This is a genomic window from Mesorhizobium sp. M0598 (genome assembly GCF_040320865.1).
Lineage (GTDB): Bacteria > Pseudomonadota > Alphaproteobacteria > Rhizobiales > Rhizobiaceae > Mesorhizobium.
Genome location: NZ_JAMYQL010000088.1, coordinates 1 through 3,090 on the forward strand (window position 1 = coordinate 1; position 3,090 = coordinate 3,090).

General features: G+C 62.1%; 3 protein-coding genes. 1 reads left to right on the forward strand and 2 read right to left on the reverse strand.

From position 1 onward, the window contains the following. Positions 1-61: 61 nt before the first annotated feature. Positions 62-508, reverse strand: coding sequence for an endonuclease domain-containing protein (locus NKI59_RS34745; RefSeq protein ID WP_352709032.1), 447 nt, complete (start codon positions 506-508; stop codon positions 62-64). A gap of 112 nt (positions 509-620) precedes the next feature. Then, positions 621-1,949: an omega-aminotransferase AptA gene (gene aptA / locus NKI59_RS34750; RefSeq protein WP_352709034.1), complete on the reverse strand. Its 1,329-nt coding sequence runs from the start codon at positions 1,947-1,949 to the stop codon at positions 621-623. 243 nt (positions 1,950-2,192) lie between these two features. Between aptA and NKI59_RS34755 the strand changes: the two genes are divergently transcribed. After that, on the forward strand, positions 2,193-2,834 hold the full coding sequence (locus NKI59_RS34755) for a TetR family transcriptional regulator C-terminal domain-containing protein (protein WP_023675865.1): 642 nt from the start codon (positions 2,193-2,195) through the stop codon (positions 2,832-2,834). Positions 2,835-3,090: the final 256 nt, after the last annotated feature.

Here is a 3,090-nt window from a genome sequence, read left to right on the forward strand (position 1 = left end):
TTATCGAATCCCACAAACGGTCTGAATTGATTCGCAGATTCTCGCCGGGGGCGGCCATATTCTAAAACCTCATTGGTTGTGGCACGCCAGCGTCCCCCTCCCCCTCGAGGGGAGGGTGGCCGCGAAGCGGTCGGGTGGGGTCGGCTGACATGCGCGCGACCTTCTCCTTGACCACCTGTGCGACATGCCAAGCGCTGTTTATGACACCGGGCTCATCGACGCGAAAGATATCGAACCCGAGCGACCGCAGATAGGCATCACGGACGGCGTCGTGCCGTTTGCCCTTCTCCTGTTCGTGCAGATCACCATCGACTTCAACGACCAGCTCTACCGCAAGGCAGGCAAAGTCGACGATATAAGGCCCGATCGGACACTGGCGCCGGAATTTCATCGCAGCCGATTTCAATTCGCGCAGTTCATACCAAAGCAGCGATTCGCCTTTGGTCGCATGTACTCGAAGCGCGCGCGCCTTTTGGCGCATTTCGAAGCTCACGCGGGTCCGGGGCATCACAGGCACCTATGCGGCCGAAGGTCAGGCTGGCGCGCTGCCGCGCCGACCCCACCCGGCCGCTTCGCGGCCACCCTCCCCTCAAGGGGGAGGGAAAGCTGCAGCGCGTTCCTCAATCCACCGCCCTCAGCACTTCGCGCACATGGTCGACCAATTCGTTGATCTGACCCTTGGTGATGATCAGCGGCGGCGATAGCGCGATGATGTCGCCGGTGGTGCGGATCAATGCACCGCGCTCGAACGCCTTCACAAAAGCCGAGAAGGCCCGCTTCGTCGGCTGGCCGGCGATCGGCGCCAGTTCGATCGCGCCGATCAGGCCGATGTTTCTGATATCGATAACGTTCGGCTCGCCCTTCAGCGAGTGCAGTGCGTCCTCCCAGTACGGCGCCAGTTCCTCGCCGCGCGTCAGCAGCCCCTCTTCCTTGTAGGTGTCGAGCGTGCCCAGCGCTGCCGCGCAGGCGATCGGATTGCCCGAATAGGTGTAGCCGTGGAAGAACTCGATCATGTGCTCGGGCCCGGTCATGAAGGCGTCGTGGATTTCCTTCTTTACGAACACCGCGCCCATCGGAATGACGCCGTTGGAGACGCCTTTGGCGGTGGTCATGATATCCGGCGTGACACCGAAATAGTCGGCGGCAAACGGCGTACCGAGACGGCCAAAACCGGTGATGACCTCGTCGAAGATCAGCAAGATGCCATGCTTGGTGCAGATCTCGCGCAGCCTCTCGAGATAGCCCTTCGGCGGCAGGATGACGCCGGTGGAACCGGCCACCGGCTCGACGATGACGGCGGCGATGGTCGAGGCGTCGTGCAAGGCGACGATGCGCTCCAGCTCGTTCGCCAGTTCCGCGCCATGCTCCGGCACGCCCTTGGTGAAAGAGTTCTTTTCCGGCAAATGCGTGTGTGGCATGTGATCGACGCCGCCGAGCAGCGTGCCGAACATCTTGCGGTTGGTGACAATGCCGCCGACGGAGATGCCGCCGAAATTGACGCCGTGATAGCCGCGTTCGCGGCCGATCAGGCGGGTACGCGAGCCCTCGCCTTTTACGCGGTGATAGGCGATCGCCATCTTCAGCGCGGTCTCGACCGATTCCGATCCGGAATTGGTGAAAAACACATGGTCCATGCCCTTCGGCGCGATGTCGACCAGCCGGTTCGCCAGCTCGAACACGATCGGATGGCCCATCTGGAACGCCGGTGCGTAGTCGAGCTCTGCCGCCTGGCTCTGGATCGCCTCGGTGATCTTCGGGCGGCAGTGGCCGGCATTGACGCACCACAGGCCGGCGGTGCCGTCGAGCACCTTGCGCCCGTCGCTGGTCGTGTAGTGCATGTCCTTGGCCGACACCATCATGCGCGGCGCCTGCTTGAACTGCCGGTTTGCCGTGAACGGCATCCAGAATGCGCTGAGATCGTTCGGCGTGACTTTCAGCCGGTTGGACATGACCAAGACTTCCCCTTGTAATCTGTTTCGGTGCGGCTAACGCTTGGTCTTTCCAACGCTTGGTCTTCGCGACGTTTTCGTGCTACGCAAATTTTTGACCGGTTGGACAAACGTTAGCACCGCCTTATCAGCGGTCAAGGGATTACTAGCGGAAATGCGGCTTTCGAAGTGCGCTCCACAGGGCGAGGAAAAACTGGTCCAGAGAATTGGTCCAGACACTCCTCACGGCGAAGGTTTTGCGGGGTGACGGGGGCGGTCGAAAGCTCCCCTCCTCGCCGCACCCGCATTCAGCTGGAAAAGCGCGAGCTCATCCTGGAGGCGGCGCTAGAAGTCTTCTCCACCAACGGTTTTCGCGGCTCGACCATCGACCAGATCGCCGAAGCCGCCGGCATGTCGAAGCCGAACCTGCTCTATTATTTCCGCCGCAAGGAGGACATCCACGAGACGCTGATGCAGCGGCTTCTCGACACCTGGCTGGCGCCGCTGCGCGAGCTCGACGACATTGGCGATCCCTTGACCGAATTGCGCAGCTACATCAGGCGCAAGCTCGAAATGGCGCGCGACTTCCCGCGCGAGAGCCGCCTGTTCGCCAACGAGATCCTGCAGGGCGCGCCGCGCATCATGCCGATGCTGGAAGGCGAGTTGAAGACGCTGGTCGACGAGAAAGCCAATGTCATCAAGGGCTGGATGCGCGCCGGCAAGATTGCCCGCACCGACCCCTGGCACCTGATCTTCTCGATCTGGGCGACGACGCAGCATTATGCCGATTTCGACGTGCAGGTCCGCGCCGTGCTCGGCCCCGACCGCGGCGGCGACGGCCGCTTCGAGGACGCCGCAAGATTTCTTGAGCAGCTGTTCATCGACGGGCTGAAGCCGAAGGGCTGAGGCAGCTCGGCTGTCGCAAACCTCCCCCATTGCTTCGTCATCCTGGGGCGCAGCAAGGAGCGGAGCGACGCAGCGCAGACCCCAGGATCCATGCCGTTACGCCAGAACGCCCCTGCGCTGCAGGATTCTGCTCCGCTGCATTCTTCGGCAGATGTCACGGCATGATGGGGTGGACGGCGCCCGACGGCATCGGATGTGCCAGAATGAGTTCGTTGAGATCTCAAACAAGGGAGCCGTCCGTGGAACACCTTATCCG